Here is a 24,924-nt window from a genome sequence, read left to right as displayed (position 1 = left end):
ATTCCGACTTCACGCAGTCGAGTTGCAGACTGCGATCCGGACTACGATCGGTTTTCTGGGATTAGCTCCACCTCGCGGCTTGGCAACCCTCTGTACCGACCATTGTAGCACGTGTGTAGCCCTGGCCGTAAGGGCCATGATGACTTGACGTCATCCCCACCTTCCTCCGGTTTGTCACCGGCAGTCTCCTTAGAGTGCCCACCTTAACGTGCTGGTAACTAAGGACAAGGGTTGCGCTCGTTACGGGACTTAACCCAACATCTCACGACACGAGCTGACGACAGCCATGCAGCACCTGTGTTCCGATTCCCGAAGGCACTCCCGCATCTCTGCAGGATTCCGGACATGTCAAGGCCAGGTAAGGTTCTTCGCGTTGCTTCGAATTAAACCACATGCTCCACCGCTTGTGCGGGCCCCCGTCAATTCATTTGAGTTTTAACCTTGCGGCCGTACTCCCCAGGCGGTCGACTTATCGCGTTAGCTGCGCCACTAAGATCTCAAGGATCCCAACGGCTAGTCGACATCGTTTACGGCGTGGACTACCAGGGTATCTAATCCTGTTTGCTCCCCACGCTTTCGCACCTCAGTGTCAGTATCAGTCCAGGTGGTCGCCTTCGCCACTGGTGTTCCTTCCTATATCTACGCATTTCACCGCTACACAGGAAATTCCACCACCCTCTACCGTACTCTAGTCAGGCAGTTATGGATGCAGTTCCCAGGTTGAGCCCAGGGATTTCACATCCATCTTACCAAACCACCTACGCGCGCTTTACGCCCAGTAATTCCGATTAACGCTTGCACCCTTCGTATTACCGCGGCTGCTGGCACGAAGTTAGCCGGTGCTTATTCTGTTGGTAACGTCAAAACAGCAAGGTATTAACTTACTGCCCTTCCTCCCAACTTAAAGTGCTTTACAATCCGAAGACCTTCTTCACACACGCGGCATGGCTGGATCAGGCTTTCGCCCATTGTCCAATATTCCCCACTGCTGCCTCCCGTAGGAGTCTGGACCGTGTCTCAGTTCCAGTGTGACTGATCATCCTCTCAGACCAGTTACGGATCGTCGCCTTGGTGAGCCTTTACCCCACCAACTAGCTAATCCGACCTAGGCTCATCTGATAGCGTGAGGTCCGAAGATCCCCCACTTTCTCCCGTAGGACGTATGCGGTATTAGCGCTCCTTTCGGAACGTTGTCCCCCACTACCAGGCAGATTCCTAGGCATTACTCACCCGTCCGCCGCTGAATCCGGGAGCAAGCTCCCTTCATCCGCTCGACTTGCATGTGTTAGGCCTGCCGCCAGCGTTCAATCTGAGCCATGATCAAACTCTTCAGTTCAATACTGATCGGGTTTTGAGAAAACCCTAAACCTGGCTCAGCAATCGCAAAAAACTCTCGAATTCACGAGTGTTACTTGTGATGCTGATAATCTTGCGATCACCAGTCTTAACTCACAAGCACCCACACGAATTGCTTGATTCAACTTGTTAAAGAGCAGTTGGTTGAGGCTTTTATCTCAACCGAGGCCGCGCATTCTACAGCAACCTCGCTTCCCGTCAACACCTGATTTAAAAAATATTTTCTTTAAATTCAGCGTCTTATGTAAAACCCAGCGGGCTTTGCCAGTTGACGGGCGGCGAATTATATAGACATTCGAATAGCTGTCAACAGCTTCTTTCAAAACGATGCTTCTCGCTGCCGATTCAGGCGCACACGCTCATCTATATATAGAACGGGCCGTAGGGCTGCTGCCCGAGGCCAGGGAGGTGATTCCCCACCCCACCGCTGAAGCATCGCCCGATGCCGACGGGGCGGGGAACCGCTTCTGTAGACATCTCTACGGCAACAAGTTCCCCTCCCGCTGCATCCCCGCGATATCTCTCCGAGAAGGCGATGCATTCGCCGCGTGCCCTGCATCCGTGCGTACGGCCAAGGCCGGCTGAGGCACCTCAGCCCAGCGGCTGCTCCACACTGCGCAAGTGGGCCAGTACCTGGTCCACCGCGCGGTCCAGGCAGCCCTTGAAGAAATGGTTGGCGCCGGCGAACAGGGTGACCGGGCGCTGTTCGGGCCGCGCCCAGTCCAGCAGATTGGCCAGCGGCGCCATTTCATCGGCCTCGCCGTGCAATAGAAGGCAGTCCGCCGGTAGCGCCATGGGTTCGTAGTGCCGGCCGCCGGGCACCGTGCCCACCGGCAGGCCCATCAGCACCAAGGCCTCGGCCGGCTGCGCCAGGTCGCGGGCGGTGCGGGCAAACACGTAGGCGCCGAAGGAAAAGCCCACCAGCGCCAGCGGCAGGTCCGGGTAGCGCTCGCGCAGATAAGCAGCCACCGCCTGGCTGTCCTGCGCCTCGCCGATGCCCTCGGCGTACTCGCCCTCGGTACCGTCCACCCCACGGAAGCTCGGGCGCACCGCCAGCCAGCCGGCCTTGCTCAGGCGCCGCGCCAGGGTCAGCGGCACCAGGTGTCGCGGGCTGCCGCCGAGCAGCGGCTGCGGGTGGCTGACCATGGCTACGCCGCGGGGCGGGCCGGCCGGGGCGTCGATGAGCAGTTGGATCCGGCCTGCCGGGCCATCGATCAGCAGCGGGTTGCGGTCTTCATCGGGCATCGCGGTGTTCTCGTTCATAAAGCGGGCGGCCAGGGTACTGCAGGCGGGCGCAGGAGCACGAGCGGATGACGGCAGCCGCCGGTCCCCGCCACTGATACACTGATCAACTGCCGCCGGCCCAGCGCCGGGCGCCCTGCCCCGGAAACCGGGGTGCCGAACAAGAAGTGAACGAGGACAGTATGAAAGCCGATTTCGCGACCACCCACCTGCAAGCGGCGGTGACAGCATGATCGAGGTAACCGAGGTTTCCATTGCCGAGCTGCGCGACGCGCTCGAGTCCGGCCGCACCACCGCGGTCGAGCTGGTCAAGGCCTATCTCGCGCGGATCGACGCCTACGACGGCGCCGACACCCCCACCGCGCTGAACGCGGTCGTGGTGCGCAACCCCGATGCGCTGGCGGAAGCCGAGGCGTCCGACGCGCGCCGCGCCCGGGGCGAGACGCTGGGCCCGCTGGACGGCATCCCCTACACCGCCAAGGACAGCTACCTGGTGAAGGGCCTGACCGCGGCCTCCGGCAGCCCGGCCTTCAAGGACCTGGTGGCCTACCGCGACGCCTTCACCATCGAACGCCTGCGCGCCGCCGGCGCCATCTGCCTGGGCAAGACCAACATGCCGCCCATGGCCAACGGCGGCATGCAGCGCGGCGTATATGGCCGCGCCGAAAGCCCCTACAACGCCGCCTACCTCACCGCGCCCTTCGCCTCCGGCTCATCCAACGGCGCGGGCACGGCCACCGCGGCCAGCTTCTGCGCCTTCGGCCTGGCCGAGGAAACCTGGTCCAGCGGCCGCGGCCCGGCCTCGAACAACGGCCTGTGCGCCTACACCCCGTCGCGCGGGGTGATCTCGGTGCGCGGCAACTGGCCGCTGACGCCGACCATGGACGTGGTGGTGCCCTACGCCCGGACCATGGCCGATCTGCTGGAAGTGTTGGACGCGGTGGTGGCCGAGGACGCCGACAAGCGCGGCGACCTGTGGCGCCTGCAACCCTGGGTGCCGATCCCCGACGTCGCCTCGGTGCGCCCGGCGTCCTACCTGGAACTGGCCGCCAAGGCCGACGCCCTGGCCGGCAAGCGCCTCGGCGTGCCGCGCATGTTCATCAACAAGGATGAAGCGGCCGGCACCAGCGAGAACCCCGGCATCGGTGGCCCGACCGGGCAGCGCATCCACACCCGGCCCTCGGTGATCGCCCTCTGGGAACAGGCCCGCAAGGCCCTGGAAGCGGCCGGCGCCGAAGTGGTCGAGGTGGACTTCCCGCTGGTTTCCAATTGCGAGGGCGACCGCCCCGGCGCGCCGACGGTGTTCAACCGCGGCATCGTCTCCAAGGAGTTCCTCCACGACGAGCTGTGGGAGCTGAGCGGCTGGGCCTTCGACGACTTCCTGCGGGCCAACGGCGATCCCAAACTGAACCGCCTGGCCGACGTGCAGGGCGAGCTGATCTTCCCCCACGACCCCGGCACCCTGCCCAACCGCGAGGGCGACCTCGCCGCCGGCATGGACGAATACGTGCGCATGGCCCAGCGCGGCATCAAGCCCTGGGACCAGATCGCCACCCTGCCCGATGGCCTGCGCGGCCTGGAGAAGACGCGCAAGCTCGACCTGGAAGACTGGATGGACCAGCTCGGCCTCGACGCCGTGCTCTTCCCCACCGTGGCCGACGTGGGCCCGGCGGACGCCGACGTCAACCCGGCCTCGGCGGACATCGCCTGGAGCAACGGCGTGTGGGTCGCCAACGGCAACCTCGCCATCCGCCACCTGGGCGTGCCCACGGTGACGGTGCCCATGGGCGTGATGGCGGACATCGGCATGCCGGTGGGCCTGACCTTCGCCGGCCGCGCCTACGACGACTCGGCCCTGCTGCGCTTCGCCGCAGCCTTCGAGTCGACCGGCAAGCGCCGCATCGTCCCGCCGCGCACCCCGCCGCTGGCGCACGGCTGACGAGACCACGGGCAGGCTTCCGACACCTGGGCACCTCACCCAACGGCTACCTGCGGTACGCGCTGCAAGTAGCGCCATGTAAGGCGCATGGGTAGCCGACCTGCCCCACACCAAACGCCTACGACATTCCCCCTCAGCCGGAAATGAAAGCCCGGTCGCAGGAAACATCCTCCTCTGCCGACAGCGCGTAGGGCGAATAACCGTTCGCGGTTATCCGCAGCTGGCCGGAGCACCGATGTCCGACGACTTGCATGGCCGGTGGCCGATCGCGGACGGAGTCCTACGATTCCAGGAAGCACGGCTTTTCGTAGGATGGTGTTGAGCGAAGCGATACCCATCACCACGGCAGCATGGGTATCGCAAGCTCAACCCATCCTACGAAGGGCACCTCGGCGCAAGACGGTTGCTCCTACATTGCAGGTGGGCACGGCTCCTACGTCCGTGCCCCCCCGGACTCCGTCCGCGATGATCCCTCCCTGGAAACAGCCGCCCCTCAAGGCCACCTTGGTGACGATCTGTAAATGCTAATTGTTTTTATTTACAACATATTTACCTTTCCTTACCATTTTGCCGGCGGAGAAATCCCTCTCCGATTTCCTACGTAAACAAGAATCGCAGCCGGCCTCTGCCACGGCCTCATGCGGCTTACATCCGACCAGGACCCTGCAAAATGAGACAAGTAGTATCCAGCGCCCTGTTGCTAAGCCTCTCCGCCCTCCCCCTGGCCATCCAGGCCGCGGCCAAGGATGACCGTGTGGACCTGGGCGCCACCGAGGTGCTCGGTACCCAGGACCCCGCCGCAGCCGCCACCACCGAAGGCAGCGGCTCCTACACCACCAAGGCCATGCGCACCTCGACCAAGATCCCCATGTCGATCCGCGAGACGCCGCAGTCGGTCAGCGTGGTGACTCGCCAGCGCATGGACGACCAGGGCATGAACGACCTCAACGACGCGGTGAAGGGCGTCACCGGCCTGACCGTCCAGCAGTACGGCCCGGCGCGGGTGAGCTACGCCTCGCGCGGCTTCGACGTCGACAACATCATGTACGACGGCCTGCCCACCAGCATCTCCACCTACACCCAGGACGTGATCTCCGCGGCGGACCTTGCGATGTTCGACCGCGTCGAAGTGGTGCGCGGCGCCACCGGCCTGATGCAGGGCGCCGGCAACCCGGCGGCGGCCATCAACATGGTGCGCAAGCGCCCCACCCAGGACTTCCACATGAGCCTGGAAGGCAGCGCCGGCACCTGGGACCGCTACCGCAGCGAAGCCGACGTCTCCGGCCCGCTGAACAGCGAAGGCACCCTGCGCGGCCGCGCCGTGATGGCCTACCAGACCAAGGACAGCTTCCAGGACTACGTCAGCAGCGAGCGCGGCGTGCTCTACGGCATCACCGAGGCCGACCTGAGCCCGGACACCACCCTGGCCATCGGCGCCTCCTACCAGGACGACAACCGCAACGACAACTGGGTGGGCCTGCCCGCCCCGCTGGGCGGCCGCCACCTGGACCTGAAGCGCTCCGACTACTACGGCGCCGACTGGTCCTACTGGGATACCAAGACCACCCACCTGTTCAGCGACCTGACCCACCGCTTCGACAACGGCTGGCAGATGAAGCTGGCGGCCGACAAGCTGTGGGCGCGCATCAACATGCTCGGCCTGTACAACAGCTGCTACTACACCCAGGACTGCCCGACCATGACCCAGGGTGCCGGCAAGTACGACTACACCGACGACCACGAGAGCTACGACGCCTTCGCCAACGGCCCCTTCCAGCTGCTGGGCCGCGAACACGAGCTGGTGGTGGGCGCCAGCTATCGCCAGGAGCGCTTCGACGGCCACGGCGGCTGGGGCGACCTGTTCAAGAAGGATGGCACACCGCTGGGGGAAATGGACCCGACCCAGTGGGACCCGACCTCGACCCTCAAGCCGAGCATCGACATGAACCTCTGGGGCATGAAGCTCGACCAGGAGCAGAAAGGCACCTACGTCACCACCCGGCTGAACATCGCCGACCCGCTCAAGGTGATCCTCGGCGGCCGCCTGGACTGGTACGAGGCCGACGCCCACGGCGACACCGACGTCTTCAAGGTCACCCGCAAGGTCACCCGCTACGCCGGGGTGATCTACGACCTCAACGACACCTACTCGGTCTATGCCAGCTACACCGACATCTTCAAGCCCCAGGACACGCTGGATGCCACCGGCAACGTGCTCACCCCCATCACCGGCAAGAACTACGAGATCGGCCTGAAGGGCGAACACTTCGGCGGCGCGCTGAACTCGCAGATCGCGCTGTTCCAGGTGGACCAGGAAAACCGCGCCACCGACGACACCAGCAGCCCCAACCCGTGCCCGGCCAACCCCAGCTCCTTCGACTACTGCCAGCGCGCCTCCGGCAAGGTCCGCAGCCAGGGCGTGGACATGGAACTGAGCGGCGAGCTGAGCCAAGGCTGGCAGGCGATGGTGGGCTACACCTACGTCGACGCGAAGTACAAGCATGACGCCGACGAATCCAACGTCGGCAAGCCCTTCGACCCGAGCAAGCCGCGCCACCTGTTCAAGCTGGCCACCACCTACAATCTGCCGGGCGACCTGCACAAATGGCGCGTGGGCGGCAACCTGACCACCCAGAGCAAGACCGAAGATACGGAAACCGGTTTCCAGCAGGGCGGCTACACCGTGGTCGACGCCATGCTCGGCTACCGGGTCAGCGAGAACATCGACACCCGCGTCAACTTCAACAACATCTTCGACAAGTACTATTACAGCGGCATCAGCTTCGGCAACCTGAACTACGGCGAGCCGCGCAACCTGATGTTCAGCGTCAAGTACTCCATGTAACGCCCCCGGAGCCCCGTAGGAGCAACTGCCTTGCAGGCTGCGCCGAGGTGCTCTTCGTAGGATCGAGAGGGACGCCTGGTTCTTGCTCGCGAACAGACTCCGCTACGGGGCTTGTTCGCGAGCAAGCTCTCTCCTACGAGAAGCCGTGCCCGCTCGTACCCTAATCCACGATCACCAATACACGCCGGCCAACCCCTTGCACCCTCCCTGTAAGCGGGCCCTGCCCGCGAATCGCGCGCAGGGCGCGCTCCTACATGGGAATGGCAGGGGTATGAGACTCCGTCCGCGGTCACCGACACACGCCGGCCTGCCGGCCGGATCGCGGATGAATCCGCTCCTACGGTTTGCCCCCTGTACCGAGGTGCTTTTCGTAGGATGGGTTGAGCTTGCGAAACCCATGCGGCCGTGGCGATGGGTATCGCTTCGCTCAACCCATCCTACGGGCCCGGCAAGACCACCGCTCCCGCTCACGGACGCCGTCCCGCCCCGCTGCGGGCTATCGGCTCGCCGCCCAGGCGCGGTTTGTAGAACAGGAAGTGCTCGGTCCGCGCCGTCCTCAGGTAGGTCCTCGCCCAGGACGGCCTGACGTGGCGGTCGTGGAAGTACAGCGCGCCGTCGGTGCGATCGGGCAACTGGCGGTTGAGCGCCTTGCGCGCTATGTCGCGGGCCAGGTCGTAGCGCTTTTCCTCCACCACCTGGTCGGGGCGGCCATCGCACCACCAGGAGAACTGGCAGCTCCTGCTCTCCGAACCCTGCTTGACCACGGCGCAGACGGTATCGGGGAAGTCCTTGCTGGCCACCCGGTTCATCACCACGTTGGCCACCGCCTCCATGTCCCCGCGCGATGCGCCCTTGGCCTCCCAGTAGACGGAACGGGCCAGGCAGGTGATGGCGTCGTCCAGCGGCGCCTCCCCGGCCGGGTCCACGGCGCGGGCCTCGCTGCGGGTGATGGGCCTGACCTGGGCGGCCGTGCCGGTCGCCCCCTGCTCGGCCGCCTGCTCCTCGAGCACCTCGGCCTTGTTCTCCGCCACCGCGGCCTTCTGCCCGAGCGGCCCGGCGAATGCCGGGGCGCCGAACAGCAAGGCGACGATGCACGCTACCCGGACTGTCCAGCGCATGATCGACCTCACTCGCCGGCACCTGGCGCGCCACGCCTGTTCGCGGCGCTGCCGGCCGGCTTCGCTCGGTTCTGTAGACCGCCGCGTTGGCGGATCATTCATATTGATTCCGCCACAGCCCACGGCTGGCGCGGCCTGTAACGCAACGGCGGGTGTCCGCGAGGGCTCTGGCGCGCCTCTCGCCGGCCTCGCTCAGCCCAGGAAGGCGCATACCTGCGCCAGCACCTCGGCGGCCTTCTGCCGGTGCGGAACGTGGCCACAATCCGCCAGCAGCTTCATGGCGGCCGGCCCGGCGGCGCGGGCGACGAAGCGCTCGGGGTGGCGGGCCGAGCCGAACTCGTCCTGCTCGCCGTGCAGGCACAGCAGCGGGCACTGCAGGCGCGCCAGCTGGGCATCCAGGTTCCAGTCGCCGAAGGCATCGGACAGCCAGGTATCCACCCAGGCCCGCAATACCCAGTGCGCCTTGTCGCGGTGGTATTTCGCCAGGCGTTCCAGTCCGCCTGGCCGGGCGAAGTCGCGCTCGGCGGCGCGGATGCCCTCCAGGGTACGGTCTTCGACGAAGGCCTGGGCCGACTCCAGCACCAGCGCCTCGCAGGCTATACCGAAGGCTGCCGCGCAGCCCACCGCCATGCCGCCGCCAACGCTGTGGCCGAAGGCGACGAAGCGCTCGAAGCCCAGTTGTTCGCGCAACGCGGCGAAGCCCTGCCGCGCCTCGTCCTCGACGAAGCCGCGCGCCAGCGTCCCCGGGTGGGCGTCGGACTGGCCGAAGCCCAGGCGGTCGTAGGCGATCACCTCGCGCCCGCTGGCCCGCGCCAGTTGCTCGGGGAATTCGCGCCACAGCGCCACGCAGCCCAGGGAGTCGTGGAACAGCACGATGGGCGCCGCGGCGCCGCCCCCAGTCGGCGTCCAGCGCCGGGCGAAGAGCCGGCCGAGCGGCGTGTCGATCCAGTGTTCGCGGGTGCTGACCGCTGTCATGGGGGCTTCTTCCTCTGCTGCTCCGGTGGCCGGCCACTGCCCGGCGGGGCGGCGGCGCGCTGAAGGGATTCGCTTTTAGGCCGGCGGCGGCCGGAATGCAAGCCCGGCGACATACGGCCGAGTGGGAAACCACCGGCAGGTCAATACTGGTGAACATGCCCTGCCCTGCGCGGTAGTCGATCATCCGGCCATGCGGTGCAGAGACGGGGCAGCGGCTCCGTCGGCGAAGCGCAGCGGCCACGCGGCCCCATGGGCCGCCACGCCTGACCGCCGGGCAAGACTTTGTGAACTCCTGCGAACGGGCACCCTCGACTGTTCAGCTCTTACCGGGGAGGCGCGGGCCATGAATACCTTCTTCATCCTGCTGATCATCGCCGTGGCGGCCCTCATCATCATCATGGACCTGGGCCACCGCTAGGGCGCCAGCAGCGGACGGCAGCACCCATGGCGGCTCGCAGGGCCGCCGGGCAGACGTGGCCGTCTCGCCGGCACAGGGCGAAAGCACCAGGGACGGCCCTGCGAAGCACATCCCACTCCACCTACCGACAGGAAATCGAACAATGAGCCCGGAGCGCATCGCCGAAATCCTCGAGCAATACCTGCCGTTCTACGAATGCCGCATTTCGCGGGAGGCGGACGGCCAGCTCACCCTCCACTTCGACAGCCGAGTCACCACCCGAACGCACTTCACCATCCCCGGCGTACAGCCCGAACTGATCACCAGCGAACCGGCCGTGCGCGCGCTCAGCCGCGCCCTGGGCAACGAGTTCGCCCTGGTGCGCGCCGGCCAGCGCCGCGCACCGCAGGTCGCCGCCTTCGGCCTGCACCAGGGTCGCTAGCGAGGGATCTTCGCCCGCCCCGGAGCGCCGTCCTCCTGCGCCGCCAGCGACAGCGGCGGCGCCACGGCCTCCAGGGCGCGGCGCTCGGCCGCCACGCCCCAGCGCGCCTGCACCAGCCCGGCGAACACCATCAGCCCGGCGCCTATCCCGTAGCCGATGAACAGGTTCTGCCGGCTGGCCGTCTCGATCAGTTGGCCGAACAGCAGCGGCCCGGCGATGCCGCCCAGGCCGGTGCCCAGGGCATAGAACACGGCGATGGCCAGGGCGCGGATCTCCAGCGGGAAGGTCTCGGCCACCGTCAGGTAGGCCGAGCTGGCCGCGGCCGAGGCGAAGAAGAAGATCAGCGTCCAGGCCAGGGTCTGCTGCGTCGCGTCCAGCCAGCCGCGCAGGAACAGGTAGCCGCTGGCCAGCAGCAACACGCCGGAGATGAGATAGGTGGCGCTGATCATCACCCGCCGCCCCACCACGTCGAACAGCCGCCCCAGCAACAGCGGCCCGCAGAAATTGCCCAGGGCGAAGGGCAGGATGTACCAGCCGACCCGCTCCCCCGGCACGCCATAGAACTCGCCCAGCACCAGCGCATAGGTGAAGAAGATGGCGTTGTAGAAAAAGGCCTGGGCGGCCAGCAGCGTCAATCCGACCAGCGAGCGACGCAGGTGCCGGCGCAACAGCGTGGCGGCCACCTCCCCCAGCGGCGTGTGGTGACGCCCGCGCAGGCACAGCGCCTGGCCAGGCGCCACCGGCGCCAGCACGTGCCCCTGGGCGCGCAGCTGCGCCTCCAGGCCCTCGACGATGCGCCTGGCCGCCTCGGGGCGCTGGTGGATCAGCAGCCAGCGCGGGCTTTCCGGCAGCCACAGGCGCATCGCCAGGATCACCAGGCCCAGCGCCGCGCCGATGCCGAAGCACAGCCGCCAGCCCAGGTCGCCGCCGACCCGCTGCGGGTCCAGCAACACCAGGGAACCCAGCGCGCCCAGCGCCGTGCCCACCCAGAAGGTGCCGTTGATGGCGAGGTCCACCCAGCCGCGGAAGCGCGCCGGGGTGAACTCCTGGATGGTCGAATTGATGGCCGAGTACTCGCCGCCGATGCCCGCCCCGGTGAGGAAGCGAAACAGCAGGAAGCTCCACAGGTTCCAGGAGAAGGCCGTGGCCGCCGTGGCGCCGACATAGACGAACAGGGTGACGAAGAACAGGCGGCGGCGGCCGAGCCGGTCCGCCAGCCAGCCGAACAGCAGCGCCCCCAGCACCGCGCCGGCGATGTAGACGCCGCCGGCCAGGCCGACCCCGGCATTGTCCAGGCGCAGCGCCGGGCTGGCCTTCAGGGCGCCGGCCACCGCGCCGGCCAGGGTCACCTCCAGCCCGTCCAGCAGCCAGGTGATGCCCAGCGCCACCACCAGCCGGCTGTGGAAGCGCCCCCAGGGCAGGCGGTCCAGCCGCGCGGGCAGGTCGGTGCGGTACACGGGGGCGGGCGTGCTCATGCGGCCGTCCTCTTCTTCCTCCTGGCTGCGAACAGCGCAGCGACCCATGGCTGGCCACTGCACCCTGTGCAGGTAGGGCCGCTGCGGCGCGCGGGAGTTCAGTGCAAACGCAGGCGCGCGCGCCCGCCCCCACGCCGGTCATCTTCTCGTCGTCGGAGAGGCTTTACAGAAATACTGTATGCACATACAGTATTTTCCACAGTACCCATCAGCCACTTCCCAGACGCCAGGGGGACACCATGCACGCCGATACCTACCAGCAGCTCGCCGCCCGGGTTAACGCCCAGATCGCCGCCCACGACGCCCGCCAGCGCCCCGGCCTGACCCTGCAGCGCATCCCCGGCGACGATGCCAAGGCCTGGGAACGGGTGCTGACGGAACTGCGCGGCGCAGACAACCTCACCGTACTGCCGCTGCGCGACGGCGCGGTGCGCCTGGCCTGGCACAGCTGGCTGGACTGAGCCGGGGCGAACGCGCCCCTACGGGCCGTGCCGCCGCAGCCATTCGTCCACCACCTCGCCCATGGTCGCCGGGGCGCCACTGCGTATCCAGGCCATGAAGGCACGCTCGAAACGAAAGCCCTCGCCGCACTGCTCGCGCAGGAAGCGGCGGACGTTCTGGGTGTTGCGGTAGCCCGGATCGACCGGGGTCTGCCGGGTGATCGGCTGGCTGTGCCAATCGAAGCGCATGGAGCCACTCCCTGGTTGCGGCATGGAAGGAGTTAGCCTGACAGGATGCGGCGTTGCGGACCAGGGGCCGTGCAGCCCCAGCAAGGATCAGCCTCTACGCCATGGACGGGGATTCCCCCACGCACCACCCAAGCGCGCCTGAACTATCCTTCCGGAACCCGATCGCACGGCGGGCAGAGGGATGAGCCGCATCATCATCATCGACAACCACCCCATCACCTGCGTGGGCGCCAGGGCCCTGCTGGAAAGCCAGGGCCACCAGGTCGTCGGCGTGGCCGACAATGGCGTCGAGGGCCTGGACCTGTGCCGGCGGCTGGCGCCGGAGCTGGTCGTGCTCGACCTCAAGGTGCCGCGCCTCGGCGGGCTGGACGTGATCCGCCGTATCCGCGCCCGCCAGGAGAGTACCCAGGTGCTGGTGTTCACCGACCTGCCGGCGGACGTCTACGAGCACGCATGCATGGAGTGCGGCGCCGCCGGCTTCGTCGCCAAGTCCGACACCCGGGCGCCGCTGCTGGAAGCGGTGTCGGCGGTGCTGGCCGGGCGCACCTTCTTCAAGGTCGGCGCGCTGCACCAGGAACCCATCGGCGCGGCGGCCCACGGCGCCGCCCAGGCCGAGGTGCTGACGCCACGGGAAATCACGGTCCTGCACTACCTGGCCGACGGCTACCGGGTCAAGGACATCGCCACCGAACTGGCGATCAGCGACCGCACCGTCAGCACCTACAAGGCCCGGCTGCTGGAAAAGACCAACACCAGCTCGCTGGTCGAGCTGATCCAGGTCGCCGCGCAGCACGGGCTGGTGGAGCGCCCGGGCGACGCACCCGCGCAGGCAGGCGCCCTGCCGTCTTTCGACAGCCTGATCGACCGCGTCCCCTACCCGGTGAGCCTGCGCGACGGCGAAGGCCGCGTGCTGGCGGCGAACGCGGCCTTTCTCCGGCTGACCGGCCTCGGCCATGACCAGGTCGCGGGCAGCACCATCAGCGAGCTGGGGGTGGTGGACGCCGAGCACCTGGAGTACGTGCGCAAGACCTTCCACGCCGCGGTGCAGGCCAGGATCCCGTACATGACGGTATGCGTGGTCCACATCAACGGCGTGCGCCACGTGTTCAAGCAGGGCGGCATCCCCGTCAGCGGCGAGGATGGCGGGTTCATCGGCATGCTCTGCTCGGCCGTCGACATCGGCGAGCAGGACCAGGAGATCCAGATGCTGCGCGACAGCCTGGAACAGGTCCGCAGCATCCGCTCGCAGCGCGGACGCTACCTGGTCGACTTCGGCGAACAGGCCCTGCGCGAGCTGGCGGCGCTGCAGCAGCCCGGCCAGGACGACGCCCTCGCCCAGGGCCTGGCCCGGTTGCACGGCGACATCGAGCTGCTGACCGATCTGGCCCGCCTGGAACTGGGCCAGATGACGCCCATGCCCAGCCGGGCCGATCTGGATGCCTTGACCGAGCAGGCCCTCGCCACCCCCGCAGCGCCGGCTTGCCGCTTGCAGAAGGCCGGGACGCAGCCCTGGGCCTGGGTCGACGCGCAGCGCTACCGCCAGCTGGTCGGCGCCCTGCTCCTGTATGCGCAAAGCCTGGGCGCCGGCCAGGTCGACCTGGCGGCGAAGGCCATCGAGGTTTCCGGCGCCCGCCTGCACTGGCGGCTTTCGTTGCGGGCGGGGCCCTTGCCGGCGCGCGTGCCGCCCTTCGTCGCGGCCCTGGTGCTGGCCGAGACGCTGGCCGGCCTGCTCGGCGGCAACCTGCAGGTCCATGAGCAGAACGGTGCGGAGCTGCACGTCGAACTGCATCTGGAACTCCCCCGCAGCGCGCGGCAGCCCTGACATCTCAGGGAAGCACTACAAGCCTTTCGTGGCGCGCCTGATTAATCCCCGCAGGGAATTCCCCAAAGCTTTCTCCTAGTAAATTTCCTAGGAGACAAGCGATGAAACGTCGCCATTCGGGGAACCGCGGCCCCTCCCCTCTGCCGCTGCACACGCTCTGCGTCGCGATAGCCCTGGCCTCGGCCGGCCTATCGCTGCAGGCCCAGGCCGACGCCCTGCCCGAGGGCGGCCAGGTGGTCGGCGGCCAGGCCAGCATCACCCGGAACGGGCCGAACATGGAAGTGAACACCGCCAGCACGCGCACCGCCATCGACTGGCAGCGCTTCAACGTCGGCCCGGACAACAGCATCACCTTCCGCCAGCCCGACGGCCGTTCGGTGACCCTCAACCGGGTGATCGGCAGCGATCCGTCGAAGATCTATGGCGCCGTCACCTCCAACGGCCAACTGATCCTGGTCAACCCCAACGGCATCTGGCTCGGCCCGAACTCGCGCATATCCGCCAGCGCCCTGGTGGCCAGCGCCGGCTTCCTCACCGACGAGCAGGCCCGCGAGTTCGCCCGCAGCGGCAAGCTGGACCTGCAGCTCAAGGGCGTGGTCAGCAACCACGGGCGCATCACCGTGCACGACAACGGCATGGTCGCCCTGCTCGGCGCCCAGGTGGAGAACCACGGCGTCATCCAGGCGCGCAAGGGCAGCGTGCAACTGGCCACCGGCCCGCGCGCGACCCTCGACTTCCACGGCGACGGGCTGATGAACATCGCCGTCCAGGGCACCCCCGGCGAGAAGGACAGCGTCAACGCCGACGTCACTGGCGGCGTGCACAACAGCGGCGAGATCGACGTCGGCAACGGCGTGGTGGCCATGAGCGCCGAGCGCGCGGCCAGGCACCTGGACTCGGTGATCAACCTCGGCGGCAAGGTGGCCGCCGACTCGGTGAGCGAGCAAGGCGGCAGCATCGTCCTGGGCAACGCGGCGCAGACCAACGTGACCGGCACCCTCAGCGCCAGGGGCACCAGCGGCGGCAGCGTCAAGGTGCTGGGCGACGCGGTGAACCTCGCCGGCAGCGCCAGGATCGACGCCTCCGGCAGCCAGGGTGCCGGCGGCAAGGTGCTGGTCGGCGGCAGCTACCAGGGCAAGGGCCCCGAGCCGGCGGCGAAGTCCACCGGCGTGGCCAAGGGCGCTCAGCTCAGGGCCGATGGCAGGACCGACGGCGGCCAGGTGGTGGTCTGGTCGAACGGCCAGACCAGCTTCGCCGGCAGCGCCAGCGCCCGTGGCGAACAGCGCGGCGGGGTGGTGGAGACTTCCGGCAGGCAGTTGCAGGTGACCAGCGACGCCAAGGTCGACACCGGCGGCAAGGTCGTCGGCAAATGGCTGCTGGACCCCGCGACGGTGAACATCGTCGCCGACGCCGATGCCGACCCCGGCACCAGCGTCACCGGCGGCACCGCCCAGGGCCCGAGCACGGCCGACCTGTGGCAGGTCTCCGCCCAGGCCATCGTCAATGGGCTGGCATCGGGCAACGTCGAGGTCAGCGCCAGCCAGCGCATCAACGTCAACTCGGCGATCGTCGCCACCAACATCGGCCAGGACGGCAACGGCAACCCTGCCACCCTGGCCCTGATCGCCACCGGCAACCCGCGCCAGGGCCAGGCCTACGCCGGCGCCGACCTTTCCAACGACAGCGGCTCGGTGTACATCAACGCGCCCATCCTGCTCAAGGACGGCAACCTGTTCATCGCCGCCACCGGCGACATCCGCCTGAACAACACCGGCGACAGCTACGGCCAGCGCGCGATCATCGACGTCGGCCAGGGCATCGCCTGGCTGAAGACTTCCAACGTCGCCTCCATCGTCCAGCAGGAAGGCACCGCGCTGATGGGCGACAAGGTGGCCCTGGAAGGCGCCAGCGTGCGCATGGAGAGCAACCTGAACTACGCCGGCACCCTGGCCGGCAAGGCCAGCAACGGCATCTTCCGCTTCAACCAGACCAACGCCAGCGGCACCACCACCACCGGCAGCGTGGCCTCGCCTTACTCCAACGAAAGCCTCAGCGGTGTCACCGCCCAGCAGTTGGAGTATCGCGGCTATCAGGACATCGTGGCCGACCCCGGTACAACCTACGGCTCCGCGACCCGCTCGGTGACCCTGCGCGCCGAGAACGGCGACGCCTTCGACTACCTGGTGTTCGAGGCCACCGGCTTCGTCACCCCGGACGGCAGCGGCGGCTACCGCGAGCTCGATCCGGCCCTGCTGCTCAACTACCTGGACAGTTCGGACTACCTGGTCAACGGCCTGAGCTTCACCGACGCGGCCGGCGTGCTCTGGAAAATCTCACCCGATGCGGCCGACCCCAGCCTGACCAAGGTGACCCGCACCGACCCCGGCGGAAGCCCGGTGGAAACCACCCTCCCAGTGGGTTTCGCCTTCGGCGCCAACGGCGGCCTGGAGGTGGTGTCCACCTTCGGCACGGCGGGCTGGGGCGTAGAACCCTACCAGTACATCCCCGGCGCCACCGATCAGAAGGAGATCCAGCACAACGCCCAGGACGGCAGCAGCCAACAATTGATCGTCAACCTCGGCGGCAAGTACAACACCGTCGAAGCGCTGATCGGCGCCCTGGTCAACGACACCCCCTGGTTGCAGAAAGCCGATCAGAACGGCCCGTCGCTGCAGCCCGGCGAGCAGACACTGGAGCGCGCCCGGGTGCATTTCTACGAAACCGTGGACAAGACCAACGAGCCCGGGGTGATCCTCAACAGCGCCGCCCCGGCCACGATCACCGTCACCGCCGACGACCAGGCGCGCACCTACGGCGACAGCAACCCCACGCTGACCAACCGCACCGAGTACGACGCCAACGCCCAGGCGGTGAAAGGCGTCGACGACTACGTCAACCAGCAGCTCGGCCGCGACGGCACCCAGGTCGGCACGCCGACCACCACGGCCACCGAACACAGCGACGTGAGGCCCGGCGGCTACGCCATCGACAACAACGTCAGCCAGGACCAGCGCGCCCAGGGCCGCTATCGGCTGGAGGACAACAAAGGCACCCTGAGCGTCCGGCAGGCCGAGCTCAAGGTCAGGGCCGACGAGAAGTCCAAGGTCTATGGCGACGCCGACCCGGCGCTGACCTACCAGGTCAGCGGGCAAAAGTTCGGCGAGAACGCCGCCGACCTGGTGGGCGGCAACCTCAACCGCGCCCCCGGGCAGAACGTCGGCGACTACGCCATCGGCCAGGGTGGCGTCGGCAGCCTGAACGGCAACTACCGCCTGAGCTTCGAAGGCAACCTGCTGCACATCACCCCGGCGCAACTGGAAGTCATCGCCCACGATAAGACCAAGGTCTACGGCGATGCCGACCCGGCGCTGAGCTACTCGGTCAGCGGGCTGAAGAACGGTGACAGCGCCGCTGCCGTGCTCAACGGCGGCCTGCAGCGCGAGCGCGGCGAGAACGTGCGGCCCCGGGGCTACGCCATCGGCCAGGGCAACCTGGGCCTGAGCAGCGGCAACTACAGCCTGGTATTCAAGGAGGGCAACCTGCAGATCACCCCGGCGCCGCTGGTGGTGAGCGCCGACGACAAGCGCAAGGTCCAGGGCCAGCCCGACCCGCGGCTGACCTACTCGGTCAGCGGACTGAAGAACGGCGACCCGGCCGACGTCGCCAGGGGTTCGCTGAGCCGCGCCCCGGGCGAAGAGCCCGGCAGCTACGCCATCGGCCAGGGCCAGGCCTTCGAGGCCGGCAGCAACTACAGCGTGGTGTTCCGCGACGGCGCCCTGACCATCACCGGACCGCTCGCGCCACAGCCGCAACAGGGCATCCCGCTCACCGCCCAGGCTCCCGGCAATACCCGCTGCACCGCGCTGGAATCGCCCTCGGCGGTCTCCGCCAACTACTCGGTGTCGCCGGCGGTGATCCGCACCTACGCCGTGCAACTGATCTGCAAACCCCGCGCCTACGGCGGCAAGGCCAGCACCACGCCGGACCTCCGCGACGTACTGACCTACGCCAACAGCCTGATCAGGGACGGCCAGTTCATCGTCCCCGACTGGAACCGCAGCGTTATCCCCCACGACCTGAAGGTCGGCCAGAAGGGAGGGAAATAGCCATGAAACCGCTTCCGTCGAAACTGAGCATCCTCGCCCTGGCCGTCTGCTCCGGCCTGTTCGCCGCCGGCGCGCTGCAGGCCGCCCCGCTCGGCCAGCTCAACCCCGGGCGGGTCGAGGTGCCGGACGCCTCCGGGCACCGCAGCGCGCCCACCGAGATGCCCGCCACGCTGCAGTTGCCGGACATGGTGGTCACCCCAAGCGCGGAGAACGTCCCTGCCGAGATGACCGCGCTGCCCGGCGGCGAGACCCGCTTCAAGGTCGCCAAGGTCACCCTCAGCGGCGTGACCAGCTACCCGCCCGCCACCTTCGCGCCGCTGCTCGCGCGCCTGGAAGGCAACAGGGTGTCGTTGCCCGAAGTGAACGCCGTGGCCGACATCATCACCCAGCGCTATCGCCGCGCCGGCTTCCTCCTGGCCAAGGCCTACGTGCCCGAACAACGCCTGGAGAACGGCAACCTGGTCATCCACGTCTTCGAGGGGCGGGTCAACCAGGTGACCTTCCAGGGGCCGAGCAACAAGGCGCTGGAAGGCTATGCCGGCAACATCCGTGAAGAAGTGCCGGTGAAGAGCGCCACGCTGGAACGCAACCTGCTGCTGATGAACGACGTGTCCGGCAACCAGAGCCGCGGCACCTTCGTCCCCTCGCCGGTCGCCGAAGGCACCGACCTGCTGGTGGAGAACACCCAGCGCAAGTACGAAGGCTTCTTCGGCTTCGACAACCGCGACAGCCGCTACTTCGGCCCCTGGCAGGTGTACGGCGGGGTGGGCGTCAACGACCTGACCGGCCACGGCGACCATCTGGGCGTGCGCGCCGGCAAATCGGTGGAAGGCAACAAGATGACCTTCTTCGAAGGCCAGTACGAACTCCCGGTCGGCAACCGCGGCGACGTGCTCAGCTTCCTCGCCCAGCACAACGACGGCCACGCCGACACCTACTCCTTCCTCAACGCCAACAGCTCCGGCGACACCTTCGCCGTGCGCATCACCCGGCCGTGGATCCGCCAGCGCGACGAGACCTTCAAGACCTCGGCGGCCTTCACCTGGTTCAACGGCAAGTCCGAGTACCTCGACGACCCGCACAACCCGCCCTCCAGCGACGACCGCATCCGCGCCCTGCGCCTGGGCGCCAGCTACGACTTCTTCGATGCCTACGGCGGCAAGAACCTGGTCAAGGCGGAACTGAGCCGCGGCCTGAAGATCATGGGCGCCAGCAGCGAAAACCGCGCCAACCCCTCGCGCGAGGGCGGCGAGACCGACTTCACCAAGCTGCAGTTGGATGCCCAGCGCCTGCAGGACCTGTCGAAGATCATGGACGGCCTCAACCTGTACCTGGCGATGACCGCGCAGACCTCCTTCGGCCAGCCGCTGCTCAGCCCCGAGCAGTTCGGCGTGGGCGGCAGCGAGTTCGGCCGCGGCTACGACCCGTCGGAGATCACCGGCGACAAGGGCTTCGCCGGCAAGGTCGAGCTGCAGTACAACCGCCTGCACACCTTCAGGGACCACGAGGTGCCCACGCAGTACTACGCCTTCTGGGACTTCGGCAAGGTATGGAGCGAGGAACCGAGCTGGGTCAGCGCCGAGAGCCTGTCCTCGGCCGGCGTCGGCGCCCACCTGCAGGTGTTCAAGGACATGTACGTGTCGCCCGAGCTGGCCTTCCCGCTGACGCGCAAAGTCTCGGCCGAAGAGCTGGACGACGACAACGGCAAGGCGCCGCGCTTCTACTTCAACTTCCTCAAGCTGTTCTGAACCCGCCGCGCCGGAACCTCCAGGGTTCCGGCGAGTGAGGACGGGCAACGCAGGATGGCGTTGAGCGAAGCGATACCCATCGCCACGGCCACATGGGTTTCGCTCACCCCATCCTGCGAAGAGCGCCGTGGCCGGGGCACCCTGGCCTCAGCGCCGGGTTCGTATGTTTGTATGAAAACCCACCGCCCAATCGTTAGAAATGCACGATGGGTGGCGCCGGCGCTGCTCGGCGAGATTATGGGAAACAACAACCCATGGGCTCTCGCCATGAAACGCTCCCTCTGGCTCCAGGAAATTGCCGACGAACTCACCCCGACCGCGCCCCTGCGGGAGGACCTCAGCGTCGACGTCGCCATCATCGGCGGCGGCTTCGTCGGGCTATGGACGGCGCTGCGCCTACTGGAACTCGAGCCGCAGTGCCGGATCGTGATCCTCGAGCGCGACATCTGCGGCGGCGGCGCCTCGGGGCGCAACGGCGGCTTCGTGATGTCCTGGTGGCCGAAGATCAGCTCGCTGGTGGCGCAGTGCGGCAAGGAAGAAGCCCTGCGCCTGGCCCGCGCCTCGGAAGCGAACATCGGCGAGATCGGCGAGTTCTGCGCGCAGCACGGCATCGACGCGCACTTCCGCCGCGGCGGCTGGCTGTGGACCGCCACCAGCGACGCCCAGCGCGGCGCCTGGAAAGGCGTGCAGCGCACCTGCGAAAGCCTGGGCGAGCAGGTCTTCCGCTCGCTGCCGGACAACGAAGTGCAGCGCCGCGCCGGCTCGTGCCAGCACCTGGAAGGCGTGATCGAGGCCAGCAACGCCACCGTGCAGCCCGCCCGCCTCGCCCGCGGCCTGCGCCGGGTGGCGCTGGAGAAAGGCGTGCGGATCTTCGAGAACACGTCCGTGGACGACATCCAGCGCAGCGAACCGGCGGTGCTGCGCACGCCCTCGGGCTCGGTCACGGCGCGGCGCGTGGTGCTGGCCACCAATGCCTGGGCCGCGCAGATCCCCGAACTCAGCCGCGTCGTCCTGCCGGTCACCAGCACCATAGTGGCGACCCACCCGATCCCCCGGCGCCTGGAACAGATCGGCTGGACCGGCGGCGAGTCGATCACCGATTCGCAGCTGATGGTGGACTTCTACCGCACCACGCAGGACGGCCGCATCGCCTTCGGCAAGGGCACCGGCATGATCAACTACGCCAGCCGCATCGACGCCAGCTTCGACGACAATCCGCGGCTGAGCGAAGAGACCGAGAAAGACTTCCGCCGCACCTACCCCAACCTCGCCGACGAGCCCATCAGCCACGCCTGGTGCGGCCCCATTGACCGCACCTACGACAGCATGCCGGTGTTCGGCCACCTGGAAGGCGCGCCGCACATCTTCTACGGCATCGGCTGGAGCGGCAACGGCGTCGGCCCCAGCCGCCTGGGCGGGCGCATCCTCGCCAGCCTGGTGCTGGGGCGCAGCGACGAATGGAGCCGCTGCGGCCTGGTGGGGCGCCGGCCCAAGAGCTTCCCGCCGGAGCCCATCCGCTACTTCGGCGGCCTGCTGGTGCGCGGCGCGGTGCAGCGCAAGGAGGAGCAGGAGGCGCAGAACCGCAAGCCGTCCTGGCTCGACCTCAGGCTGAGCAAATTCGCCCCCGTGGGCCTGGAAGACAAGAGCGCCTGAACAGGCGAGGAGACCCCCGATGCAGCACCTGATCCATCTGCCCGATACCGCCCGCTTCCCGCTGCCCGCCGGCGTGCCAGCCAAGGCGCCCGTGGGCACGCCGGTGGCCGAAGCCGCCACCTACGCCGCCGAAGGCCAGGGCGGCCTGCTGACCGGTGTGTGGGAATGCACGCCGGGGCGCTTCCGCCGCCAGGTCATGGAGCGCGAGTTCAGCCACTTCATCAGCGGCCACGGCTTCTTCATTCCCGACGAGGGCGAGCCCATCGAACTGCGCGCCGGCGACGCCATCCTGTTCCCGGCAAACTGTCACGGCACCTGGGACATCCGCGAAACCCTGCGCAAGAGCTTCGTGATCATGCCTTGAGGCCGGCGATGTCCGCCGCGCGCAGGGCGATCCACAGCACGGCGACGTCCTCGGTGGAATCCAGCGAGAGGCCGGTGATCTCCTCGATGCGGCGGATGCGGTAGACCAGCGTCTGACGGTGCACGTTGAGCCGCTCGGCGGTCTTCTGCCAGGAGCGGTTCTGTTCGAGGAACACCTGCAGCGTGTGCTGCAGCTGCGCGCCCTGCTGCTGGTCGTAATCGGCCAGGGCGCCCAGGGCGCGGCGGTGGACCAACTGGGCCTCCTCCAGGCTGGACGGCAGCCACAGCAGCTCGCCGGAAGCCCGCCCGTAATGGGCGACCTGGCGGCTGGCCGAGGTATGCGCCAGGGCCAGGCGCGCCTCGCGCAGCGCCTCCGGAGTGCGGCCCGAGTGCCCCAGCGGGTTGGACAACCCCAGCGGGCAACCGAGCACCTGCTGGACCTGCTCCGCCGCCGCGTCCGAGGCCAGCAGCAGGATCAGTTCCTCGCCCTGCACGCGCGACAATAACGCCACGCCCTGCAAGTGCAGCCGCTGCGACCAGCGCTCGGGCAAGTCCGCCCGGCAGCGGGCGACGGCGAAGACCGCCTGGCCGACCGGATAGCCCAGGGCGCCCAGGCGCTCGTGGGCGGGCCGCTCGCTCAGGCGCTGCTGCAACAGGTCATCCAGCAACTCCCAGCCCTGGCGCAGCAGGCGCTCATGCTCGACCTGCTGGCGCTCCAGCTCGATGCCCAGCACCGCCGTCACGTGGTGCAGCAGGCCGTAGTCGATCAGGCCGCCGCCGCACGCGAGAATCTTGCAGGCCGGCACCGAAGGCAGCGCCATGACCAGGGCGTCGCCCTCCTCCGTCGAATGGCGGGTGACGGTGGTCGTGGTGTTCGCACGCTTGCCCAGGGCCGCCCGCCAGTGCGCCGGCAGCGGCGCCAGGCCCGCATGCCAGGGCTCCAGCGAGGCGGCGTCGAACAGGTAAAGCTGGGTGCGCAAGTCCGCCGCCAGGCGCTGCAGCAGGAACTCCACGCCGACGTGGCGCAGGCCCATGCGGGCGCTTTCATAGATGCGCGCCACCGCGCTGCGGCGCTCCTGCTCCTCCTGCTTGCTGGCGTCGATGATCGCCCGGGCGACCGCCGAGAACGGCACCGAGCTGTGCGTCAGCAGCAGCGGGAAATCCAGCTGCATGGCGGTATCGAACAGCGCTTCCATGTCGCTGGGCGCGTGCATGTTCTCGCCGATCATCAGCCCCGCCACCCGGGCCCTGACCAGCCGCTCGATGTACTCGCGCTGCGCCGCGGCGTCGGCGGGAATGCCCAGGCCGGTGGTCATCAGCAGCTCGCCCTCGCCCAGCCATTGCGAGGGATCGGGCAGTTCGCAGACGTGGGCCCAGCGCAGCAGCCGCCCGACGTGGCTGGCGCCGCTGACCAGGCGCGTGGACAGCGCGTTGTCATCGAGGATGTCCTGAATCGAAATCGGCACGGCGCCTCCGGCAGGTGGGTTCGCAGCAGCGAATCAGAGGATCGCATCGGCCCCGGGCCGTTGAATCCATACAAAGGTATGAACCAGCTGCTGGCGAATTGTAAATCTGTCTGATGTCGCCGCGCCCGGGCCCTGGGGAAACTGGAGGTCAGGCCGCGCGCAGTCCAGCGCCCCGGCCCATTGCCCTCACCGGACATTCCCTCGACTCATCGGAGCCCATAACAATGCCAAAGTCTCTGAGCAGCGTCATCGCCCTTTCCATCGCGTGTCTTTCCACCCACGCCCTGGCCGACCTCACCGTGGCCTCCCAGGGCGGGGCGAACAAGAACGCGCAGCAGCAAGCCTACTACCAGCCCTACAGCGCGCAGACCGGCAGCCGGATCATTGCCGACGAATTCAACGGCGAGATGGCCAAGGTCAAGATCCAGGTCGACACCGGCAGCGTCTCCTGGGACGTGGTGGAGCTGGAAACCCCGGAACTGCTGCGCGCCTGCGACGAGGGGCTGCTGGAGGAGATCGGCGACGACCCGGCCATCGCCGCCCTGGCGCCCAAGCTGGTCAAGGGCGCGATCAACACCTGCGGCGCGGGCATCTTCGTCTGGTCCACGGTGCTGGCCTACAACGCCGACAAGCTCAAGACCGCGCCCACCGGCTGGGCCGACTTCTGGGACGTGAAGAAGTACCCGGGCAAGCGCGGGCTGCGCAAGGGCCCGATGTACACCCTGGAGTACGCGCTGATGGCCGACGGCGTGCCGTACAAGGACATCTACGCCGTGCTCGCCACCAAGGAAGGCCAGGACCGCGCCTTCCGCAAGCTCGACGAGATCAAGCCGTACATCCAGTGGTGGGAAGCCGGCGCGCAGCCGCCGCAGTACCTGGTCTCCGGCGACGTGGTGATGAGCGCCGCGTACAACGGGCGCATCTCCGCCGTGCAGAACGAAAGCAACCTGAAGGTGGTGTGGAACGGCGGCATCTACGACATCGAGTCCTACGCCATTCCCAAGGGCGCCAAGCACGCCGAGGAAGGGCGCAAGTTCATCCGGTTCGCGCTGCAGGAGCCGCAGCAGAAGGCCTACTCCGACCACATCGCCTACGGGCCGGTGAACCTAGAAGCTGCGGCGCAGATAGCGCCTGCGCAGAGCCAGAACCTGCCCAGCGCGCCGGATAACCTGGGCAAGCAACTGGCGATGGATGCGGCCTTCTGGGCGGACCATGGGGAGCAGCTGCAACAGCGGTTCAATGCCTGGGCGGCGCGCTGATTCTTGGGTGTGTTTGCGCCGCTTCGGCG

Annotated in this window: 16 protein-coding genes and 1 rRNA gene; 10 read left to right on the top strand and 7 right to left on the bottom strand. The window is 67.7% G+C overall.

All coding sequences use genetic code 11. From position 1 onward, the window contains the following. Together FG99_RS29895 and FG99_RS29890 are read right to left on the bottom strand one after the other, a co-directional pair. Positions 1 to 1,336 (bottom strand): 16S ribosomal RNA (locus tag FG99_RS29895); the annotation flags it as partial. Between the two features lie 611 nt (positions 1,337 to 1,947). Further along, a complete protein-coding gene (locus tag FG99_RS29890) occupies positions 1,948 to 2,601 on the bottom strand; it encodes an alpha/beta hydrolase (protein WP_043273843.1) in 654 nt (217 codons plus the stop codon). A gap of 226 nt (positions 2,602 to 2,827) precedes the next feature. On the opposite strand from FG99_RS29890, the gene FG99_RS29885 reads away from it, so the two are divergent. Then, a complete protein-coding gene (locus FG99_RS29885) occupies positions 2,828 to 4,537 on the top strand; it encodes an amidase (protein WP_043273842.1) in 1,710 nt (569 codons plus the stop codon). Between the two features lie 670 nt (positions 4,538 to 5,207). Then, complete coding sequence (locus FG99_RS29880) at positions 5,208 to 7,382, top strand: TonB-dependent siderophore receptor (RefSeq protein WP_081884765.1); 2,175 nt, start codon at positions 5,208 to 5,210, stop codon at positions 7,380 to 7,382. Between the two features lie 467 nt (positions 7,383 to 7,849). Here the strand turns inward: FG99_RS29880 and FG99_RS29875 are convergent, their stop codons facing one another. Both FG99_RS29875 and FG99_RS29870 read right to left on the bottom strand, forming a co-directional pair. Next, positions 7,850 to 8,500, bottom strand: coding sequence for a cell wall hydrolase (locus FG99_RS29875; RefSeq protein WP_043273841.1), 651 nt, complete (start codon positions 8,498 to 8,500; stop codon positions 7,850 to 7,852). Between the two features lie 192 nt (positions 8,501 to 8,692). Then, positions 8,693 to 9,475 (bottom strand): alpha/beta fold hydrolase, encoded by a 783-nt coding sequence (locus FG99_RS29870; protein WP_043273839.1) that lies wholly within the window; start codon positions 9,473 to 9,475, stop codon positions 8,693 to 8,695. A 560-nt stretch (positions 9,476 to 10,035) separates the two neighbouring features. Here FG99_RS29870 and FG99_RS29860 point away from each other — a divergent pair. Further along, entirely contained in the window at positions 10,036 to 10,314 is a 279-nt protein-coding gene (locus FG99_RS29860) for a hypothetical protein (protein WP_009620156.1), read from the top strand. On the opposite strand, the gene FG99_RS29855 is transcribed toward FG99_RS29860, so the two are convergent. Next, entirely contained in the window at positions 10,311 to 11,789 is a 1,479-nt protein-coding gene (locus FG99_RS29855) for an MFS transporter (RefSeq protein WP_043273836.1), read from the bottom strand. The genes FG99_RS29860 and FG99_RS29855 overlap by 4 nt on opposite strands. 239 nt (positions 11,790 to 12,028) lie before the next feature. Here FG99_RS29855 and FG99_RS29850 point away from each other — a divergent pair, with 239 nt between their 5' ends. Then, complete coding sequence (locus FG99_RS29850) at positions 12,029 to 12,250, top strand: DUF1654 domain-containing protein (RefSeq protein ID WP_009620152.1); 222 nt, start codon at positions 12,029 to 12,031, stop codon at positions 12,248 to 12,250. An 18-nt stretch (positions 12,251 to 12,268) separates the two neighbouring features. Here FG99_RS29850 and FG99_RS29845 read toward each other — a convergent pair whose 3' ends face one another. Beyond that, the gene (locus FG99_RS29845) at positions 12,269 to 12,478 is read right to left on the bottom strand and encodes a DUF6434 domain-containing protein (protein WP_009620151.1); all 210 of its coding nucleotides are present in this window, start codon (positions 12,476 to 12,478) and stop codon (positions 12,269 to 12,271) included. A gap of 181 nt (positions 12,479 to 12,659) precedes the next feature. On the opposite strand from FG99_RS29845, the gene FG99_RS29840 reads away from it, so the two are divergent. The 5 genes from FG99_RS29840 to FG99_RS29820 all read left to right on the top strand — a co-directional run bounded on the left by FG99_RS29840 (position 12,660) and on the right by FG99_RS29820 (position 22,171). Next, complete coding sequence (locus FG99_RS29840; RefSeq protein WP_043273833.1) at positions 12,660 to 14,300, top strand: response regulator; 1,641 nt, start codon at positions 12,660 to 12,662, stop codon at positions 14,298 to 14,300. 101 nt (positions 14,301 to 14,401) lie between these two features. Next, a complete protein-coding gene (locus FG99_RS29835; protein ID WP_043273832.1) occupies positions 14,402 to 18,406 on the top strand; it encodes an MBG domain-containing protein in 4,005 nt (1,334 codons plus the stop codon). 2 nt (positions 18,407 to 18,408) lie between these two features. Then, positions 18,409 to 20,154, top strand: coding sequence for a ShlB/FhaC/HecB family hemolysin secretion/activation protein (locus FG99_RS29830; RefSeq protein WP_043273831.1), 1,746 nt, complete (start codon positions 18,409 to 18,411; stop codon positions 20,152 to 20,154). A gap of 267 nt (positions 20,155 to 20,421) precedes the next feature. Further along, on the top strand, positions 20,422 to 21,807 hold the full coding sequence (locus FG99_RS29825; protein ID WP_043273829.1) for an NAD(P)/FAD-dependent oxidoreductase: 1,386 nt from the start codon (positions 20,422 to 20,424) through the stop codon (positions 21,805 to 21,807). A gap of 19 nt (positions 21,808 to 21,826) precedes the next feature. Further along, entirely contained in the window at positions 21,827 to 22,171 is a 345-nt protein-coding gene (locus FG99_RS29820; protein ID WP_009620142.1) for a cupin domain-containing protein, read from the top strand. Here the strand turns inward: FG99_RS29820 and FG99_RS29815 are convergent. Next, positions 22,161 to 23,636: a PucR family transcriptional regulator gene (locus FG99_RS29815; RefSeq protein ID WP_043273828.1), complete on the bottom strand. Its 1,476-nt coding sequence runs from the start codon at positions 23,634 to 23,636 to the stop codon at positions 22,161 to 22,163. The two genes, FG99_RS29820 and FG99_RS29815, sit on opposite strands and share 11 nt — an antisense overlap. 224 nt (positions 23,637 to 23,860) lie before the next feature. Here FG99_RS29815 and FG99_RS29810 point away from each other — a divergent pair, with 224 nt between their 5' ends. Further along, positions 23,861 to 24,895, top strand: coding sequence for an ABC transporter substrate-binding protein (locus FG99_RS29810; RefSeq protein WP_043273827.1), 1,035 nt, complete (start codon positions 23,861 to 23,863; stop codon positions 24,893 to 24,895). The last annotated feature ends 29 nt before the right edge of the window (positions 24,896 to 24,924 follow it).

The sequence above is a fragment of the Pseudomonas sp. AAC genome (assembly GCF_000725445.1).
Classification (GTDB): Bacteria; Pseudomonadota; Gammaproteobacteria; order Pseudomonadales; family Pseudomonadaceae; genus Pseudomonas; species Pseudomonas citronellolis.
This window is presented reverse-complemented; position numbering and strand designations above follow the sequence as displayed.